Source organism: Burkholderia cepacia, from assembly GCF_001718835.1.
GTDB classification, from domain to species: domain Bacteria; phylum Pseudomonadota; class Gammaproteobacteria; order Burkholderiales; family Burkholderiaceae; genus Burkholderia; species Burkholderia cepacia_F.
Genome location: NZ_CP013443.1, coordinates 1,405,410 through 1,419,234 on the forward strand (window position 1 = coordinate 1,405,410; position 13,825 = coordinate 1,419,234).

Genomic DNA, 13,825 nt, shown 5'->3' on the forward strand with positions numbered 1-13,825 from the left:
ATGCAGACCGGTTCGTTGATGGAAACCTTGCACGACGGCGCGGAGATCGCCGTGTGCGACGTGCGGGACGTGCTGCCGCATCGCGGCACGATGCTGTTGCTCGACACGATCGAGCGCTGTTCCGAAACCGCGATCGAGGTGAGTGCGACCGCGCGCCGCGACGCGTGGTACGCGGACGATGACGGCGCGATGCCCGCGTGGATCGGCATCGAGCTGATGGCGCAGGCGATCGCCGCGCACGTCGGGCTGCTGGCGCGGCACGCGGGCGGCCGCGCGAAGCCGGGCGTGCTGCTCGGCGCGAACCGCTACAGCGCGCATCGGGCCGCGTTCGATGCGGGGGCGACGCTGCGGATCGCGGCGCGCGAACTGCTGCGCGGCGACGAAGGGCACGGCGCGTACGAATGCGCGATCCATGCCGACGGCCAATGCTGCGCGGAAGCGATCGTCAAGGTGTACCAGCCGGACGATTTTCAGTCTTTTATCGAAGGGAGCTTCAATTCATGACTCGGCGAGTTCTCGTGACCGGCGCGAGCCGCGGCATTGGCCGGGCCGTCGCGCTGCGACTGGCGGCGGACGGCTTCGCGGTGACGGTGCATTGCCGCAGCGGCCGCGACGCGGCGCAAGCCGTGGCCGCCACGATCCGCGAACAGGGCGGCGCGGCCGATGTGCTGCAGTTCGACGTGCGTGACCGCGCGGCCTGCCGGCAACTGCTCGAGGCCGACGTGGCCGCGCACGGCGCGTACTACGGGATCGTCTGCAGCGCGGGCGTGACGCGCGACGGCGCGTTTCCGGCGCTGTCCGACGAGGACTGGGACGTCGTGATCGAGACCGGGCTCGACGGCTTCTACAACGTCGTCCATCCGCTGACGATGCCGATGGTGCGGCTGCGCAAAGGCGGCCGCATCGTGACGATCGCGTCGGTGTCCGGCGTGATGGGCAATCGCGGGCAGGTCAACTACAGCGCGGCGAAGGCCGGGTTGATCGGCGCGACGAAGGCGCTCGCGGTCGAGCTCGCGTCGCGCAACATCACGGTCAACTGCGTCGCGCCCGGTCTCGTCGATACCGGGATGCTCGACGACGTGCCGCTCGAGCACGCGTTGAAGACGGTGCCGATGGGGCGCGTCGGGCAACCCGACGAAGTCGCGTCGGTGGTCGGCTTCCTGATGTCGGACGGCGCGTCGTACGTCACCCGGCAGGTGATCGGCATCAACGGCGGGATGATCTGATGAAGCGGGTGGTCGTGACGGGAATGGGCGGCGTGACCGCGTTCGGCGACACGTGGCCGGAGATCGACGCGCGCCTGAAGGGCGCAGCCAACGCCGTGCGGCGCATCGCGGCGTGGGATTGCTACGAGTCGCTGCACACGCGGCTCGCGTGCCCGCTGCCGGGCTTCGTGCAGCCCGCGCATTATCCGCGCAAGAAGACGCGCTCGATGGGGCCGGTGTCGATGTATGCGGTGCGGGCGAGCGAGCTCGCGCTCGCCGACGCCGGTCTCGCGGACGATCCGTCGATCAAGGACGGCAGGATGGGCGTCGCGTACGGGTCGTCGTCGGGCTCGGTCGAGCCGATCCGCGCGTTCGGCGCGATGCTCGAAACGGGTTCGATGCGCGACGTGACGTCGAACAGCTACGTGCAGATGATGCCGCACACGACGGCCGTCAACGTCAGCCTGTTCTGGGACCTGAAAGGCCGGATCGTGCCGACGTCGTCCGCGTGCGCGTCGGGCAGCCAGGCGATCGGCTACGCGTACGAAGCGATCGCGACCGGCAAGCAGACGCTGATGCTCGCGGGCGGCGCGGAGGAGCTGTCGGGCCCGGCGGTCGCGGTGTTCGACACGCTGTACGCGACCAGCACGCGCAATGACGAGGCCGGGCTGACGCCGCGCCCGTTCGACGTCGATCGCGACGGGCTCGTGGTCGGCGAGGGGGCGGCTACGCTCGTGCTCGAGGAATACGAGCACGCGCTCGCGCGCGGCGCGACGATTCACGCGGAGGTGGTCGGCTTCGGCTGCAATTCCGACGGCGCGCACATCACGCAGCCGACGGCCGAGACGATGGCGATCGCGATGCGGCTCGCGCTGCGCGACGCCGGGCTCGATCCGGCGGCGATCGCGTATGTGAACGCGCACGGCACGTCGACCGATCGCGGCGACGTCGCCGAGAGTCATGCGACCGCGTCGGTGTTCGGCGAGCGCATGCCGATCAGCTCGCTGAAGAGCTACGTCGGCCACACGCTCGGCGCCTGCGGCGCGCTCGAGGCGTGGTGGACGATCGAGATGATGAAGCGCAACGCGTATGCGCCGACGCTGAACCTGGAGAACGTCGATCCCGCGTGCGCGGCGCTCGACTACATCGTCGGCGCGGCGCGCGCGATCGATGCCGAGTTCGTGATGAGCAACAACTTCGCGTTCGGCGGGATCAACACGTCGTTGATCTTCCGGCGCATCGCCGCGTGACGGCCGCCCGCCCGATGCCTGCGCGCGTCGTCGTCACGGGGCTCGGCATCGTGTCGTGCCTCGGCAATTCGCTCGACGGCGTGTCGGCGGCGCTGCGCACGGGCCGCTCGGCGCTCGCGCGCGTCGATGCATGGCGCGCGAGGGGGTTCCGCAGCCAAGTCGCGGGCGTCGCCAGTGTCGCGGCGGAGCCGCCGTTCGCGCGCAAGCACGAGCGCTTCATGGGCGACACCGCGCGCTTCGCCGCGCATGCGGCGGCGAAGGCGATCGACGACGCGGCGCTCGATCCCGTGCGATTGCGTTCGCCGCGCGCGGGCGCGATCGTCGGCTCCGGCATCGGCTCGATGGCCGCCTATGACGACGCGATGGCGATTGCCGCGCAGCGCGGCATCGACAAGACGCCGCCTTACGTCGTGCCCAAGGCGATGAGCAGCACCGCGTCGGCCTGCGTCGCCCAGCTGTTCGGCATCGAAGGCATCGCGTATTCGCCGTCGTCCGCGTGCACGAGCTCGGCGCTCGCGATCGGGCAGGCGATGCAGTTGATCCGGTCCGGCTGCCAGGACGTCGTGCTGGCGGGCGGCAGCGACGCGCTGCACGACAACATGACGCTGATGTTCGATGCGATGGGCGTGTTGTCCGGTCGATTCAACGACACGCCCGACCAGGCGTCGAGACCTTACGGCATCGGCCGCGACGGCTTCGTGATCGCGTCGGGCGCGGGCATCCTCGTGCTCGAATCGCTCGAGCACGCACGCTCGCGCGGCGCGCGGATCCATGCGGAGCTGGTCGGCTTCGGCCAGTGCACCGACAACGCGGGCATGGCGGCGCCGCATGCGCCGGGGATCGCGCGGGCGATGCGGATGGCGCTGGAGGGCGACGCGCGGCGTCCCGACTACGTGAACACGCACGCGCCGTCGACGCCGCTCGGCGACGTCGAGGAACTGGCGGCGCTCGCGGACGTGTTCGGCGACGACGTGCCCGCGTTCTCGTCGACGAAGGGGATGACCGGCCATCCGCTCGGCGCGAGCGGCGCGCACGAGGCGATCTACACGATCCTGATGATGCGCGATGGCTTTATCGCGGGCACGTCCGTCGACGGGACGCCCGATCCCGCGGTCGGCCGCATGCCGCTCGTGCGTACCGCGCGCGACGCGCGGATCGAGCGGGCGCTGTCGGTCTCGTTCGGATTCGGCGGCAGTTGCGCGAGCCTGTTGTTGGACGCCTGGAAAGGCGATTGAGGTTGAACGTTACTGAGCGATGAGGACAAGCACGATGAAGCATACGAGACATCTGGCCGGCATGTTGATCGCGGCGGCCCTGCTGGCGGGCTGCGGCGGCACGGTCGTCCGCACGCTGCCGCTGCCGGCGGAAGCGACCGCGCACGACGCGACCGGCGTGAAGCTGTATTTCGGCGCGCAGCCGCATCCGGCGGTGAAGACGGCCATCGGATCGCGCTCGGAATCGGTGCGCGTGACGCGCGGGACTGGAGCCGAGCAGCCGACGTGCGATCAGGCGCTCGCCGAAGCGCTGGGCCGCCTGCGCACGTATGCGAAGAACCACGGCGGGAATGCGGTCGTCAACGTGACGACGCGCTTTCACGAGCAGCGTTCCGATTCGGTGGCCCGGTACACGTGCGGCGTGAGCCCCAGCGCCGGGTCGCTCGCGGTGACGGGCGACGTCGTGGTGCTCGATGCGCGGTAACGCGCGCGGGGCAGGGCGATGCTGACGACGCCCTGCGGTGCATGCGCCCGCCCGGAGGCGGGCGGCTGTCACGCGGGCTTGCGCGCGACCACGTTGACGAGCGTTTCGCGGCGCTTGCCGGGCTTGGGGGTGTAGAGGCCGATGCGCTCGAGCAGGCCGAAGTCCTTCGCGCGGCTCCACCACAGGTACGGCAGCGATACGTTCCGCTCGTCGAACGAGAAGCCGCCGTCGCGCAGCATCGCGAGATAGCCGTCCGCGCTCTTCTGCACGTGCATCGGGTGCCGGAACAGCAGCCGGATGACCCACGACTTGATGTAGGCGTCGGTCGATTCGGCGAACAGCAGCAGGCCGTTCGGCTTCAGCACGCGGCGAAACTCGGCCAGCGCGCGCTCCTGCTCGACGAGGTGGTGGAAGGTCTGGTGACAGAACACGATGTCGACGCTCGCGTCGGCCAGCGGCAGCTGCGCGCAGTCCGCGCGGTGCAGGTCGACGGCGGCGCCGCAGTGCCGGGCCGCTTCCGTCGCATGGGCGAGCGATTCGTCGTGGCATTCGATGCCGACGATCTTGCGCGGCGAGAACGCATCGTTCAGGAGCCTGAACGACTTGCCCTGGCCGCAGCCCGCGTCGAGGATGACCGGGGCGGCCGGCAGCGGCGTCGTAATGAGCCGCTTCAGGTCGTTGATGGCCACCCGCAGCACGTGATGTTCCCAGGTGTGCGTGCGCAGGAACCAGACGCCGAAGGCCGTTTCGGGAACGTAAGCTGCAGCGTGCGGGCGGGATGACGACATGAACCCCTCGTTCGTATGTGTTTTTTCGGGCGTTCATTGTAATTGGCATTACGGACGTGCGGCGCGCAAAGCCGTCACGTCCCATCGATTCAAACGGGCAGGCAACACATGAATGAGATGAAATCGGAGCAATTGAACGTCGACGTCGCGATCATCGGCGCGGGGCCTTCCGGCGCGGTGGCCGCGGGGCTGTTGCGCAAGGCGGGACGGTCGGTGCTCGTGCTGGAGCGCCAGCATTTTCCGCGCTTTTCGATCGGCGAGAGCCTGTTGCCGCAGAGCATGCATTACCTCGACGAGGCGGGCATGCTGCAGGCCGTCGTGGAGGCGGGCTTCCAGTTCAAGAACGGCGCATATTTCGTGCATCGCGATCGCATGTCGGCGTTCGATTTCCGCGAGAAGACGACGCCGGGCTGGGGCACCGCGTACCAGGTGGAGCGCGCGGCATTCGACGACCTGCTGATCCGCTGCGCGGCGCAGCAGGGCGCCGACGTGCGGTTCGGCCATACGGTGCGTGCGTTCATGCCGGGCGACCGGCCGCAGCTCGACGTCGTCGACGAAGCGGGGCGCGACTATCGCGTGCACGCGTCGTTCGTGCTGGACGCGAGCGGCTTCGGCCGCGTGCTGCCGCGGCTGCTCGATCTCGAGGCGCCCACCCGCATGCCGACGCGCGCGGCGCTGTTCTCGCACGTCGAGGATCGCCTGCCGGCGGGGGCGACCGATCGCGACAAGATCTGCATCGCGGTGCATCCGGAGCGGCGCGACGTGTGGTTCTGGATGATTCCATTGACGAACGGCCGCTCGTCGGTCGGCTGCGTCGCCGAAGCGGCGTTCCTCGACGTGCCGGAAGCGCGGCGCGAAGCGCTGTTGCGCGAGCTGTTGCAGACCGAGCCGACGCTTGCCCGTCTCGTCGGCGAGAAGCCGTTCGTGATGCCGGTGCGCCATATCGGCGGCTATGCGGCCAACGTCGAGCGGCTGCACGGCCCCGGCTATGCGCTGCTCGGCAATGCCGGCGAGTTTCTCGATCCGATCTTCTCGTCGGGCGTCACGATCGCGATGCGCTCGTCGCATCTGGCGGTGCAGGCGCTCGAACGGCAGTGGCGCGGCGAAGCGGTGGACTGGCAGCGGGATTACGACGTCGCGCTGCGCAAGGGCATCGATACGTTCCGTGCGTTCGTCGAGAAATGGTATTCGGGCGACCTGCAGGACATTGTCTTCCACGACGACAAGGCGCCGGAAGTGAAGCGCATGGTCTGCGCGATCCTCGCCGGCTATGCATGGGACGAGTCGAATCCGTTCGTGCGCGATCCGGTTCGGCGTCTCGAGGTGCTGGCGGAAATCTGCCGTCCGGCCCCGCATGGCGACGCGACGCCCTGAGCATGCGTGAGCCGGGCATCATGATCCCGGGTCATCCGACAGACACACAATTCATCAAGCTAGCTATGAAGCGCCTTTTCCTCATCGGCCTGTGCCTCTCAACCAGTTCCGCTTTCGCGGCAAGCCAGATCCTGCTCGAAACCCCGGTGACCTACGCGCCGGATGCCGGTGTCGTCCAGCGGGTCAAGGACGAATGCCACATCGAAGACATGCTGACGCGCCACGTCGGCGACGTACTTCGCAAGATCAACAGAGGCGGCGACGGCACCGTGGCGTCGCAGGCCGATGCAGGGGATGCCAAGGTTCTCAGGCTGCAGATCACCCACGTACTGGGCGTCGGCGGTGGCGCATGGAGCGGACCCAAGGCCACGACCGTCACTGCGGATCTGATCGAGGGCGGCAAGGTCACCCGCCATACCAAGATCAACCGTTGGTCGGTGGGTGGCGTGTGGGGCGCGTTCAAGGGAACGTGCTCGATTCTCGAACGGACGACCGTCGTGATCGGCAGGGACCTCGGCCGCTGGGCGCGCAACCCGTCCTATGAGATCAAGGAGGAGGCGCCGCCCCAAGTCGCTGACGAGCCGGGTGCGGGCAAGGATTTCTGCACGCCGGGCGAAAGCATGCCGAATGCGTCCGGCAGTTCGCTTACGCTATGCGTGAAGAAAGGGCATTTTGCTCACGACCAGTATGAAGTGAAGGTCGATGGGGCGGTTGTCGTGAAGGGCATCGACGACGAGACGACCGGCGGGGTCAATGGCTCCTATGGCGGGAGGCCGGTCAACCTGACGTGCGCACCCGTTCTGTCGGCGCCGGAGGAAGTCACCGAATCCCAGATCGAGTCGATGCGAAGCATGGACCCGCAAGCGACGCGTGAGCAGTTGAAGCAGCGCTATCTGAGTCTCAATACGGTGGAGACCGCACGTCACTGCGTCGTTCGTGTTGATTCAAAGAATGTGCTGTCGACCGACATTCACTTCGAGTGATGTCGTTGGGAGGGGGCGGTGGAGGGTGTTCCATCGGCTTCGATTCGTGAAGCACGGATTTCGATGGGCCAAGGAGTCATGCGTCGGGACACCAACATCAATTTCGGTCCGGCTTTCTTAAAGCGGATCAACTTTCACGCATTTCTTTCGCGAATATTGTTGATGATGAAGTTATCCAAGCTCGCCGCATGCGCACTGATCTTCACCGGCACCCTCACCAACGTGGCGCATTCCCGCGATTTGGACAAGAGCGACCCGGACCGCGCCCATATACTGGCAGCTGTTCACCAACTGAACGACCGCGAGCCGGACCTGAAGGACTATCGCTATTTTGTGGTCGATCTGGTCAAAGACCACGATGCCGCATTCTTATGCGTTGCATTGGCGGATAAGGACGGCGAGTTGGTGGTGACGGACGACCAGGCCGGGATCATGACGTTCGCGCTGGAGAAGCGCAACCTGCAATGGGTAGCGACCAAACTTGGTGGTGTGGGATTTGCTGTTGGCGCAAAGCCGGTGCAGTCGGATTGCAAGGTAGGCGGCCGTATCGTCAGCACACGCGACGATATCAATGCTGCGTTGAAGGCGACGGGACATAAGCCATTGGCAACCGGCCAAGATTCTGGTCCGTTGGGGGCAATGTTGGGAGCAAGAATCCAGAAATGGAAAAGGGGTTACGGCAATTAACCGTAACCCCTTGATTCCTTTGGTCGGAGCGAAAGGATTCGAACCTTCGACCCTCTGATCCCAAATCAGATGCGCTACCAGGCTGCGCTACGCTCCGACGAGCCAAAGATTCTATCTTTGAATAGCGTGCCAGGTCAATCGCACGATGCATGTTCGAGTGCCGTGGTGGTGCAAACCCGTCACGCACCGCGGAGAAAACCATGATGAACCTGATCCTGTGGCGCCACGCCGAAGCCGAAGACTACGCGACGAGCGATCTCGCGCGGCAGTTGACCGCCCGCGGCCGCAAGGACGCGCAGGCGATGGCCAAGTGGCTGCGTGGCCGGCTCGAGACGAACACCGTGATCCTCGCGAGCCCGGCGGCCCGCACCGTGCAGACCGTCGAGGCGCTGACCGACCAGTACCGGACGGTCGATGCGCTCGCGCCGGGCGGCAGCGTCGACGACGTGCTGGCGGCAGCCGGCTGGCCGGACGGCATCGCGCCGACGGTCGTGATCGTCGGCCACCAGCCGACGCTCGGCAGCGTCGCCGCGCAACTGATCGCCGGCGGCGACGACAGCTGGAGCGTCAAGAAGGGCGGAATCGTGTGGCTCGCGAGCCGCACGCGTGACGGCAGCCGGCAGGCCGTGCTGCGGGCCGTCCTGACGCCCGATCTGGTTTGAAGGGTTTCGTCATACGGTTTCGCAAGCTTTCTGCTAAAGTCAATTCGGCGACACGTCATTGAAAGGACACGGTCGTGCCACATAACGGTCACGGCCGATTACTACATTGGCGGGCATGTCGTCCTATTCCTTACGATCAGGAAAGCCTAATGCGAGAACTGCCGACGCCTACGCTCCCTTTTGCCTCGCTGCCCCTCGACACGTCGCGGCGCCACCTGCCGCGCGCTGCTGAAACCGTCACATCGGAGTATCGCCTGCGCGCCGCGTGGGCGCGTACGGAAGACGAACTGCGCGAAGCCCAGCGCCTGCGTTACAGCGTGTTCGCCGAAGAGATGGGCGCGCAGGTCAGCGGCCCCTCCGGTCTCGACGTCGATCCGTTCGATGCGTACTGCGACCACCTGCTGGTTCGCGATCTCGACACCCTGAAGGTCGTCGGCACGTATCGCGTGCTGCCGCCGCACCAGGCGGCGCGTGTCGGCCGCCTGTACGCCGAGGGCGAATTCGACCTGTCGCGTCTTACGCACCTGCGCGGCAAGATGGTCGAGGTCGGCCGCTCGTGCGTGCACAGCGACTACCGCAGCGGTGCCGTCATCATGGCGCTGTGGGGCGGCCTTGGCACGTACATGATGCAGAACGGTTACGAGACGATGCTCGGCTGCGCGAGCGTGTCGATGGCCGACGGCGGTCACTATGCGGCGAACCTGTACCAGTCGCTGCCGGCCAGCGCACTGACCGACCCCGAGTATCGTGCGTTCCCGCATACGGCCCTGCCGGTCGACGAATTGCAGACGGGCACCGTCGTGGCGCCGCCGCCGCTGATCAAGGGTTACCTGCGTCTCGGCGCGAAGATCTGCGGTGCGCCGGCCTGGGATCCCGACTTCAACTGCGCGGATTTCCTGACGCTGTTCCGTTTGTCCGACATCAACGCGCGCTACGCCCGCCACTTCCTGGGCTGAGCATCGATCGACGTGCGCCCGCGCGGCGGGCGCACGCATGAACGCCGCCGGCGGCAGACCGCACGGCGGCGTTCGTTTGTCCGCTTGTTCTTTCAGCGAAAGTGACGGCGAGTCCGGCTCCCCATCGTTTGGCGCGACACAGCGCACCCTCCATGCCCAAACGGCACGGTGCAGGACGACCTCGCTTGCGCGCAGGTCGAGACGGGAACGGCGGCGGGACGGCTTAGTGCTTGCGCCGCCAGTCGAGCAGGTGGTGTTCGGCCATCCAGTGATGGATGATCCCTTCGCCGCCATGGCTGCGCTTGTATTCGCGCGACTCGAAGAACGACAGGGCGGCAAACACCATCAGGCCGATGAACAGACCGATCAGGCCGGCAATTTCCTCAGACGACATGGCAGCCTCCTTTCCACGGCACAGCGCCATGCGTACATAGTAGGACATGCGCGTCGCCACTTCGAAGGCGGAAATCCGTTAGACTCGGCCCGACCCGAGCGCGCCGCAGGCGCGCGTTCCTTTCCGGAGCAAGACCTGATGACCCGTTTCATGCTGGCCGTGCTGGCCGCATCGATCCTCGCCGGCTGCGCGAGCGACCCCCGCCAGGCCCGCCGCGGCCACCCGCCGGAAGATCCGGCCGACTATCACGGCGTGCCGACCGACATGACGCCGCCGACGATGCTGGCCGAGCCGCCGTCCGCCACGCAGTAACGCCTATGCGGCGGATGTCGGCGCCGCCCGCGCGTCGCCGCCGATCCGCGCCGACAAGCCGGGCAGGTAGCGTGCCAGCGTCGCGCCGCGCGCGGCCATGAACAGCAGCAGCGCGAACCAGAGGCCGTGATTGCCGAACGGGCCGACGAGGGTGAGCGCGGCGGCCGCGAACACCGCGAACGACACGACCATCGCGCGCAGCAGCGCGCGGGTCTGCGTCGCGCCGATGAAGACGCCGTCGAGCAGGAAGCCCCAGACCGACACGATCGGCGAAATCGCGGCCCACGGCAGGTAGCGATCCGCAACCGCGCGGATCGTCGCCTGGTCGGTCAGGCGCGCGACGATCCAGCCGCCGGCGGCCCAGTACACGAGCGCGAACAGCAGCGCGCCGAGCGCCGACCAGAGCAGGGTCACGCGCACGGCCTGCCGGAAGGCGCCGCGGTCGCGTGCGCCGGCCGCCGCGCCGACGAGTGCCTCGGCCGCATGCGCGAAACCGTCGAGGCCGTACGCCATGAACGTCTGGAAATTCAGCAGCAGCGCGTTTGCCGCGAGCGTCGCATCGCCTTGTTTCGCACCGAGGTGCGCGAACCAGCCGAATGCGCCGAGCAGGCACAAAGTGCGCAGGAAGATGTCGCGATTCAATGCGACGAGGCGCATGAGCGCGGCGCGATCGACGAGCGCGCGCGCCGCGAGCGCCGGCAGGCCGCGCGGCCGTAGCCGCCACAGCATCCATGCGCCGAGCGCGAAGCCGCATGCGTCGGCCGTGGCCGTCGCGGCGCCGATGCCGGCAATGCCCCAGCCGAAGCCGTACACGTAGAGCAGCACGGCGCCGATGTTGACCGCATTGATGAACACCTGCGCGACGAGCGCGAGCCGCACGCGCTGCATACCGAGCAGGTAGCCGAGCACCACGTAGTTCGCGAGCGCGAACGGTGCGCTCCAGATCCGCGCGTGGCTGTAGGACAGCGCCGTCGCCCGGACGGCCTCGCTGCCGCCGAGCGCCGACAGCGCGAACGACAGCAGCGGCACCTGCAGCGCCAGCACCGTGGCGCCGAGCGCGAACGCGACGATCAGCGCGCGCAGTACGTTCAGGCGGATCCCGGCGGCGTCGCCGGCCCCGTGCGCCTGCGCGACGAGACCGGTCGTCCCCATCCGCAGGAAACCGAATCCCCAGAACACGAAATTGAAGAACAGCCCGCCGAGCGCGACGCCGCCGAGATACTGCGCGCCGTCGAGGTGGCCGGCGACGGCCGTGTCGACGGCGCCGAGGATCGGCTGCGTCAGGTTCGCCAGGACGATCGGAAACGCGAGCGCGAGGACGCGCTGATGCGACACATCGGTCGGGTGCGCGCCGGCCGCGGGCGACAAGGCGGATTCGGACATGGGGGACGCGTCAGGCGCGTTCCTGCACGCAGACCCACGGCGAGACGACGACCGCCCACAGCTCCGGGTTGCGCGCCGCGTAGTCCTGTGCGGTGTCCGCCTCCATGCGGGCGACGTGGCCGGCGGCAAGCCAGCGGGTGACCTGTTCCTTGTCGTCGCTGGCGATCGCCTCGGCGACGCTGACGAGATCGAGGTCGCGCGCTACGGATAGCAGCTTGCCCTGTGCGAAGAAGCGTTCGAGATCGCACCAGTCGATCTTGGCGGTTTCGCCGAGGAGTTTGGCGTAGAGCGGGCTGTGCGACGCGCCCGCAGCGGATTCGTGTTCGGAGGACATGGATTTCTGCAAAAAACTGCGTGTGCGCCACTATAAACCATCCGGTCGCGGGCTCACGCGTCGCGCAGCGCGCGGCGCACGATCTTGCCGGTCGCGGTCATCGGCAGGTTGTCGACGAATGCGATCGCGCGTGGATACTCGTGCGCGGCGAGGCGCGTGCGCACGTGCGCCTGCAGCGCCTGCACGAGCGCGTCGCCCCCCGTGTGACCGGGATTCAGCACGACGAACGCCTTGACGATCTCGGTGCGCGTCGCGTCGGGTACGCCGACCACGGCCGCCATCCGCACCGCCGGATGCGTGAGCAGGCAGTCCTCGATCGGGCCCGGGCCGATCCGGTAGCCGGCGCTCGTGATCACGTCGTCGTCGCGGCCGACGAAGCGGACGAAACCGTCGGCGTCGATCGTGCCTGTATCGCCGGTGAGCAGGTAGTCGCCCGCGAACTTGTCGCGGGTCGCGTCGGCGTTGCGCCAGTATCCGAGGAACATCACCGGATCGGGGCGGCGCACCGCGATGCGCCCTTCGACGCCGGGCGGCAGCGGCGTGCCGTCGGCGTCGACGATCGCGACCGCATGGCCGGGTACCGCCTTGCCGATTGCGCCAGGCTGCGCATCGAACAGCGCCGCGCACGACGACAGCACCATGTTGCACTCGGTTTGCCCGTAGAACTCGTTGATCGTCACGCCGAGCGCGTCGCGTCCCCAGGCCGTCAGTTCGGTGCCGAGCGTCTCTCCGCCGCTCGCGACCGATTTCAGCGACAGCGTGTAGCGTTCGCGCGGCGCCGGGACGGTGCGCATCAGCTTCAGCGCGGTAGGCGGCAGGAACGCGTGGGTGACGCCGTGCCGGGCCATCAGCGCGAACGCGGCGTCGCCGTCGAATTTCTCGAAGCGGCGGGCGAGCACGGGCACGCCGTGATGCCATGACGGCAGCAGCACGTCGAGCAGGCCGCCGATCCATGCCCAGTCGGCGGGTGTCCAGAACAGGCGCGCGTCGCGCGGGAAGCACTGCTGCGACATTTCGACGCCCGGCAGGTGGCCCGGCAGCACGCGATGGGCATGCAGCGCGCCTTTCGGCTTGCCCGTCGTGCCGGACGTATAGATGATGAGCGCCGGATCGTCGGCGGCCGTATCGGCCGGCACGAAATCGGGCGTTTCGGCGGCGAGCGCCGCGTCGTAGCGCAGCACGCAGGGAGACTCGGGCGCATCGTCGCCGATGCAGTAGAGCGTCCGCAGTGCCGGCAGCTGCGCGCGCAGCGGGGCGATTTTCGCGTAGCCGGGCGCATCGGTAACGAGCGCGGCCGCCTCGCTGTTCGCGAGCCGGTATTCGAGCGCATCGGCGCCGAACAACGTGAACAGCGGCACCGCGATGGCGCCGAGCTTGTACGCGGCGAGGTGCGCGATGGCCGTTTCCGGGCCCTGCGCGAGAAAGATGCCGATGCGGTCGCCGCGCCGCAGGCCGGCGCGCACGAAGCTGTTCGCGAGCCGGTTAGAGGCATCCCTCAGGTCGTCGAACGTGATGCGGGACACGTCGCCTTGCGCCGTTTCGTGGATCAGCGCGAGGCGTCCGCTGCCGTCCGCCCATTTGTCGCAGACGTCCACACCGATGTTGTAGCGGGCCGGAACGTCCCACGCGAAGCGGGAGAGCAGGTCGTCGTAGCGGTCGGTGGCGGGCAGCATCGCGGTGTCTCCGTGGCGCGGATCGTGACGGCCGGGGGGCGGACTTGCACCGGCCTTCATGCGTCCTGGATCACACTGTAAGCGATCTTCGGGACGATGCCGATTCGCCCGGCATGCGCAGCTCAG

The 13,825-nt window shown here is 67.9% G+C and carries 16 protein-coding genes and 1 tRNA gene; 11 read left to right on the plus strand and 6 right to left on the minus strand.

Going from position 1 to position 13,825, the window contains the following annotated elements:
• Genes WT26_RS09885 through WT26_RS09905 form a run of 5 tightly spaced genes read left to right on the plus strand, consistent with a single transcriptional unit; the run spans position 1 to position 4,153 of the window.
• Positions 1 to 504, plus strand: coding sequence for a hotdog family protein (locus WT26_RS09885; RefSeq protein ID WP_042583623.1), 504 nt, complete (start codon positions 1 to 3; stop codon positions 502 to 504).
• Positions 501 to 1,226, plus strand: a complete 726-nt coding sequence (locus WT26_RS09890) for a 3-ketoacyl-ACP reductase FabG2 (protein WP_042583624.1) — start codon at positions 501 to 503, stop codon at positions 1,224 to 1,226. The genes WT26_RS09885 and WT26_RS09890 overlap by 4 nt, the downstream gene beginning before the upstream one ends.
• Complete coding sequence (locus tag WT26_RS09895) at positions 1,226 to 2,455, plus strand: beta-ketoacyl-ACP synthase (protein ID WP_069270050.1); 1,230 nt, start codon at positions 1,226 to 1,228, stop codon at positions 2,453 to 2,455. Before WT26_RS09890 ends, WT26_RS09895 begins: the two co-directional genes overlap by 1 nt.
• A gap of 14 nt (positions 2,456 to 2,469) precedes the next feature.
• Positions 2,470 to 3,690, plus strand: a complete 1,221-nt coding sequence (locus WT26_RS09900) for a beta-ketoacyl synthase N-terminal-like domain-containing protein (RefSeq protein ID WP_069270051.1) — start codon at positions 2,470 to 2,472, stop codon at positions 3,688 to 3,690.
• 34 nt (positions 3,691 to 3,724) lie between these two features.
• Entirely contained in the window at positions 3,725 to 4,153 is a 429-nt protein-coding gene (locus WT26_RS09905) for a hypothetical protein (protein ID WP_059953625.1), read from the plus strand.
• A gap of 68 nt (positions 4,154 to 4,221) precedes the next feature.
• Here WT26_RS09905 and WT26_RS09910 read toward each other — a convergent pair whose 3' ends face one another.
• Positions 4,222 to 4,941 carry a class I SAM-dependent methyltransferase gene (locus WT26_RS09910; protein ID WP_059537453.1) on the minus strand — a complete coding sequence of 240 codons (720 nt, stop codon included), beginning with the start codon at positions 4,939 to 4,941 and terminating at the stop codon, positions 4,222 to 4,224.
• A 108-nt stretch (positions 4,942 to 5,049) separates the two neighbouring features.
• Here WT26_RS09910 and WT26_RS09915 point away from each other — a divergent pair, with 108 nt between their 5' ends.
• From WT26_RS09915 to WT26_RS09925, 3 genes are all read left to right on the plus strand, one after another.
• Positions 5,050 to 6,315 (plus strand): NAD(P)/FAD-dependent oxidoreductase, encoded by a 1,266-nt coding sequence (locus WT26_RS09915; protein WP_069270052.1) that lies wholly within the window; start codon positions 5,050 to 5,052, stop codon positions 6,313 to 6,315.
• A 65-nt stretch (positions 6,316 to 6,380) separates the two neighbouring features.
• Complete coding sequence (locus tag WT26_RS38375) at positions 6,381 to 7,298, plus strand: hypothetical protein (protein WP_231130469.1); 918 nt, start codon at positions 6,381 to 6,383, stop codon at positions 7,296 to 7,298.
• 78 nt (positions 7,299 to 7,376) lie between these two features.
• A complete protein-coding gene (locus WT26_RS09925; protein ID WP_060118661.1) occupies positions 7,377 to 7,985 on the plus strand; it encodes a hypothetical protein in 609 nt (202 codons plus the stop codon).
• A gap of 20 nt (positions 7,986 to 8,005) precedes the next feature.
• On the opposite strand, the gene WT26_RS09930 is transcribed toward WT26_RS09925, so the two are convergent.
• Positions 8,006 to 8,082, minus strand: a tRNA-Pro gene (locus tag WT26_RS09930).
• A gap of 103 nt (positions 8,083 to 8,185) precedes the next feature.
• Here WT26_RS09930 and sixA point away from each other — a divergent pair.
• Both sixA and WT26_RS09940 read left to right on the plus strand, forming a co-directional pair.
• Positions 8,186 to 8,647: a phosphohistidine phosphatase SixA gene (gene sixA / locus WT26_RS09935; RefSeq protein ID WP_059527172.1), complete on the plus strand. Its 462-nt coding sequence runs from the start codon at positions 8,186 to 8,188 to the stop codon at positions 8,645 to 8,647.
• Positions 8,648 to 8,796: 149 nt separating this feature from the next.
• Positions 8,797 to 9,603 (plus strand): GNAT family N-acetyltransferase, encoded by an 807-nt coding sequence (locus WT26_RS09940; RefSeq protein WP_069272746.1) that lies wholly within the window; start codon positions 8,797 to 8,799, stop codon positions 9,601 to 9,603.
• A 223-nt stretch (positions 9,604 to 9,826) separates the two neighbouring features.
• Here the strand turns inward: WT26_RS09940 and WT26_RS38005 are convergent, their stop codons facing one another.
• Positions 9,827 to 9,997, minus strand: a complete 171-nt coding sequence (locus tag WT26_RS38005) for a hypothetical protein (protein WP_196485517.1) — start codon at positions 9,995 to 9,997, stop codon at positions 9,827 to 9,829.
• Between the two features lie 138 nt (positions 9,998 to 10,135).
• On the opposite strand from WT26_RS38005, the gene WT26_RS38010 reads away from it, so the two are divergent.
• Complete coding sequence (locus WT26_RS38010) at positions 10,136 to 10,309, plus strand: hypothetical protein (protein WP_196774790.1); 174 nt, start codon at positions 10,136 to 10,138, stop codon at positions 10,307 to 10,309.
• A 3-nt stretch (positions 10,310 to 10,312) separates the two neighbouring features.
• On the opposite strand, the gene WT26_RS09950 is transcribed toward WT26_RS38010, so the two are convergent.
• The 3 genes from WT26_RS09950 to WT26_RS09960 are packed head-to-tail and all read right to left on the minus strand — an operon-like array spanning position 10,313 to position 13,699.
• Positions 10,313 to 11,692, minus strand: a complete 1,380-nt coding sequence (locus WT26_RS09950; RefSeq protein WP_069272747.1) for an MATE family efflux transporter — start codon at positions 11,690 to 11,692, stop codon at positions 10,313 to 10,315.
• A 10-nt stretch (positions 11,693 to 11,702) separates the two neighbouring features.
• On the minus strand, positions 11,703 to 12,026 hold the full coding sequence (locus WT26_RS09955) for a DUF2288 domain-containing protein (protein ID WP_069272748.1): 324 nt from the start codon (positions 12,024 to 12,026) through the stop codon (positions 11,703 to 11,705).
• 53 nt (positions 12,027 to 12,079) lie between these two features.
• Positions 12,080 to 13,699, minus strand: coding sequence for an acyl-CoA synthetase (locus WT26_RS09960; protein ID WP_069272749.1), 1,620 nt, complete (start codon positions 13,697 to 13,699; stop codon positions 12,080 to 12,082).
• Between the last annotated feature and the right edge of the window lie 126 nt (positions 13,700 to 13,825).

What these genes read in the sequence shown, in the direction of transcription:
- WT26_RS09885 (WP_042583623.1), top strand. Translation starts at nt 1, where the DNA reads ATGCAGACCGGTTCGTTGATGGAAACCTTGCACGACGGCGCGGAGATC.
- WT26_RS09890 (WP_042583624.1), top strand. Translation starts at nt 501, where the DNA reads ATGACTCGGCGAGTTCTCGTGACCGGCGCGAGCCGCGGCATTGGCCGG.
- WT26_RS09895 (WP_069270050.1), top strand. Translation starts at nt 1,226, where the DNA reads ATGAAGCGGGTGGTCGTGACGGGAATGGGCGGCGTGACCGCGTTCGGC.
- WT26_RS09900 (WP_069270051.1), top strand. Translation starts at nt 2,470, where the DNA reads ATGCCTGCGCGCGTCGTCGTCACGGGGCTCGGCATCGTGTCGTGCCTC.
- WT26_RS09905 (WP_059953625.1), top strand. Translation starts at nt 3,725, where the DNA reads ATGAAGCATACGAGACATCTGGCCGGCATGTTGATCGCGGCGGCCCTG.
- WT26_RS09910 (WP_059537453.1), bottom strand. Translation starts at nt 4,941, where the DNA reads ATGTCGTCATCCCGCCCGCACGCTGCAGCTTACGTTCCCGAAACGGCC.
- WT26_RS09915 (WP_069270052.1), top strand. Translation starts at nt 5,050, where the DNA reads ATGAATGAGATGAAATCGGAGCAATTGAACGTCGACGTCGCGATCATC.
- WT26_RS38375 (WP_231130469.1), top strand. Translation starts at nt 6,381, where the DNA reads ATGAAGCGCCTTTTCCTCATCGGCCTGTGCCTCTCAACCAGTTCCGCT.
- WT26_RS09925 (WP_060118661.1), top strand. Translation starts at nt 7,377, where the DNA reads ATGCGTCGGGACACCAACATCAATTTCGGTCCGGCTTTCTTAAAGCGG.
- sixA (WP_059527172.1), top strand. Translation starts at nt 8,186, where the DNA reads ATGATGAACCTGATCCTGTGGCGCCACGCCGAAGCCGAAGACTACGCG.
- WT26_RS09940 (WP_069272746.1), top strand. Translation starts at nt 8,797, where the DNA reads ATGCGAGAACTGCCGACGCCTACGCTCCCTTTTGCCTCGCTGCCCCTC.
- WT26_RS38005 (WP_196485517.1), bottom strand. Translation starts at nt 9,997, where the DNA reads ATGTCGTCTGAGGAAATTGCCGGCCTGATCGGTCTGTTCATCGGCCTG.
- WT26_RS38010 (WP_196774790.1), top strand. Translation starts at nt 10,136, where the DNA reads ATGACCCGTTTCATGCTGGCCGTGCTGGCCGCATCGATCCTCGCCGGC.
- WT26_RS09950 (WP_069272747.1), bottom strand. Translation starts at nt 11,692, where the DNA reads ATGTCCGAATCCGCCTTGTCGCCCGCGGCCGGCGCGCACCCGACCGAT.
- WT26_RS09955 (WP_069272748.1), bottom strand. Translation starts at nt 12,026, where the DNA reads ATGTCCTCCGAACACGAATCCGCTGCGGGCGCGTCGCACAGCCCGCTC.
- WT26_RS09960 (WP_069272749.1), bottom strand. Translation starts at nt 13,699, where the DNA reads ATGCTGCCCGCCACCGACCGCTACGACGACCTGCTCTCCCGCTTCGCG.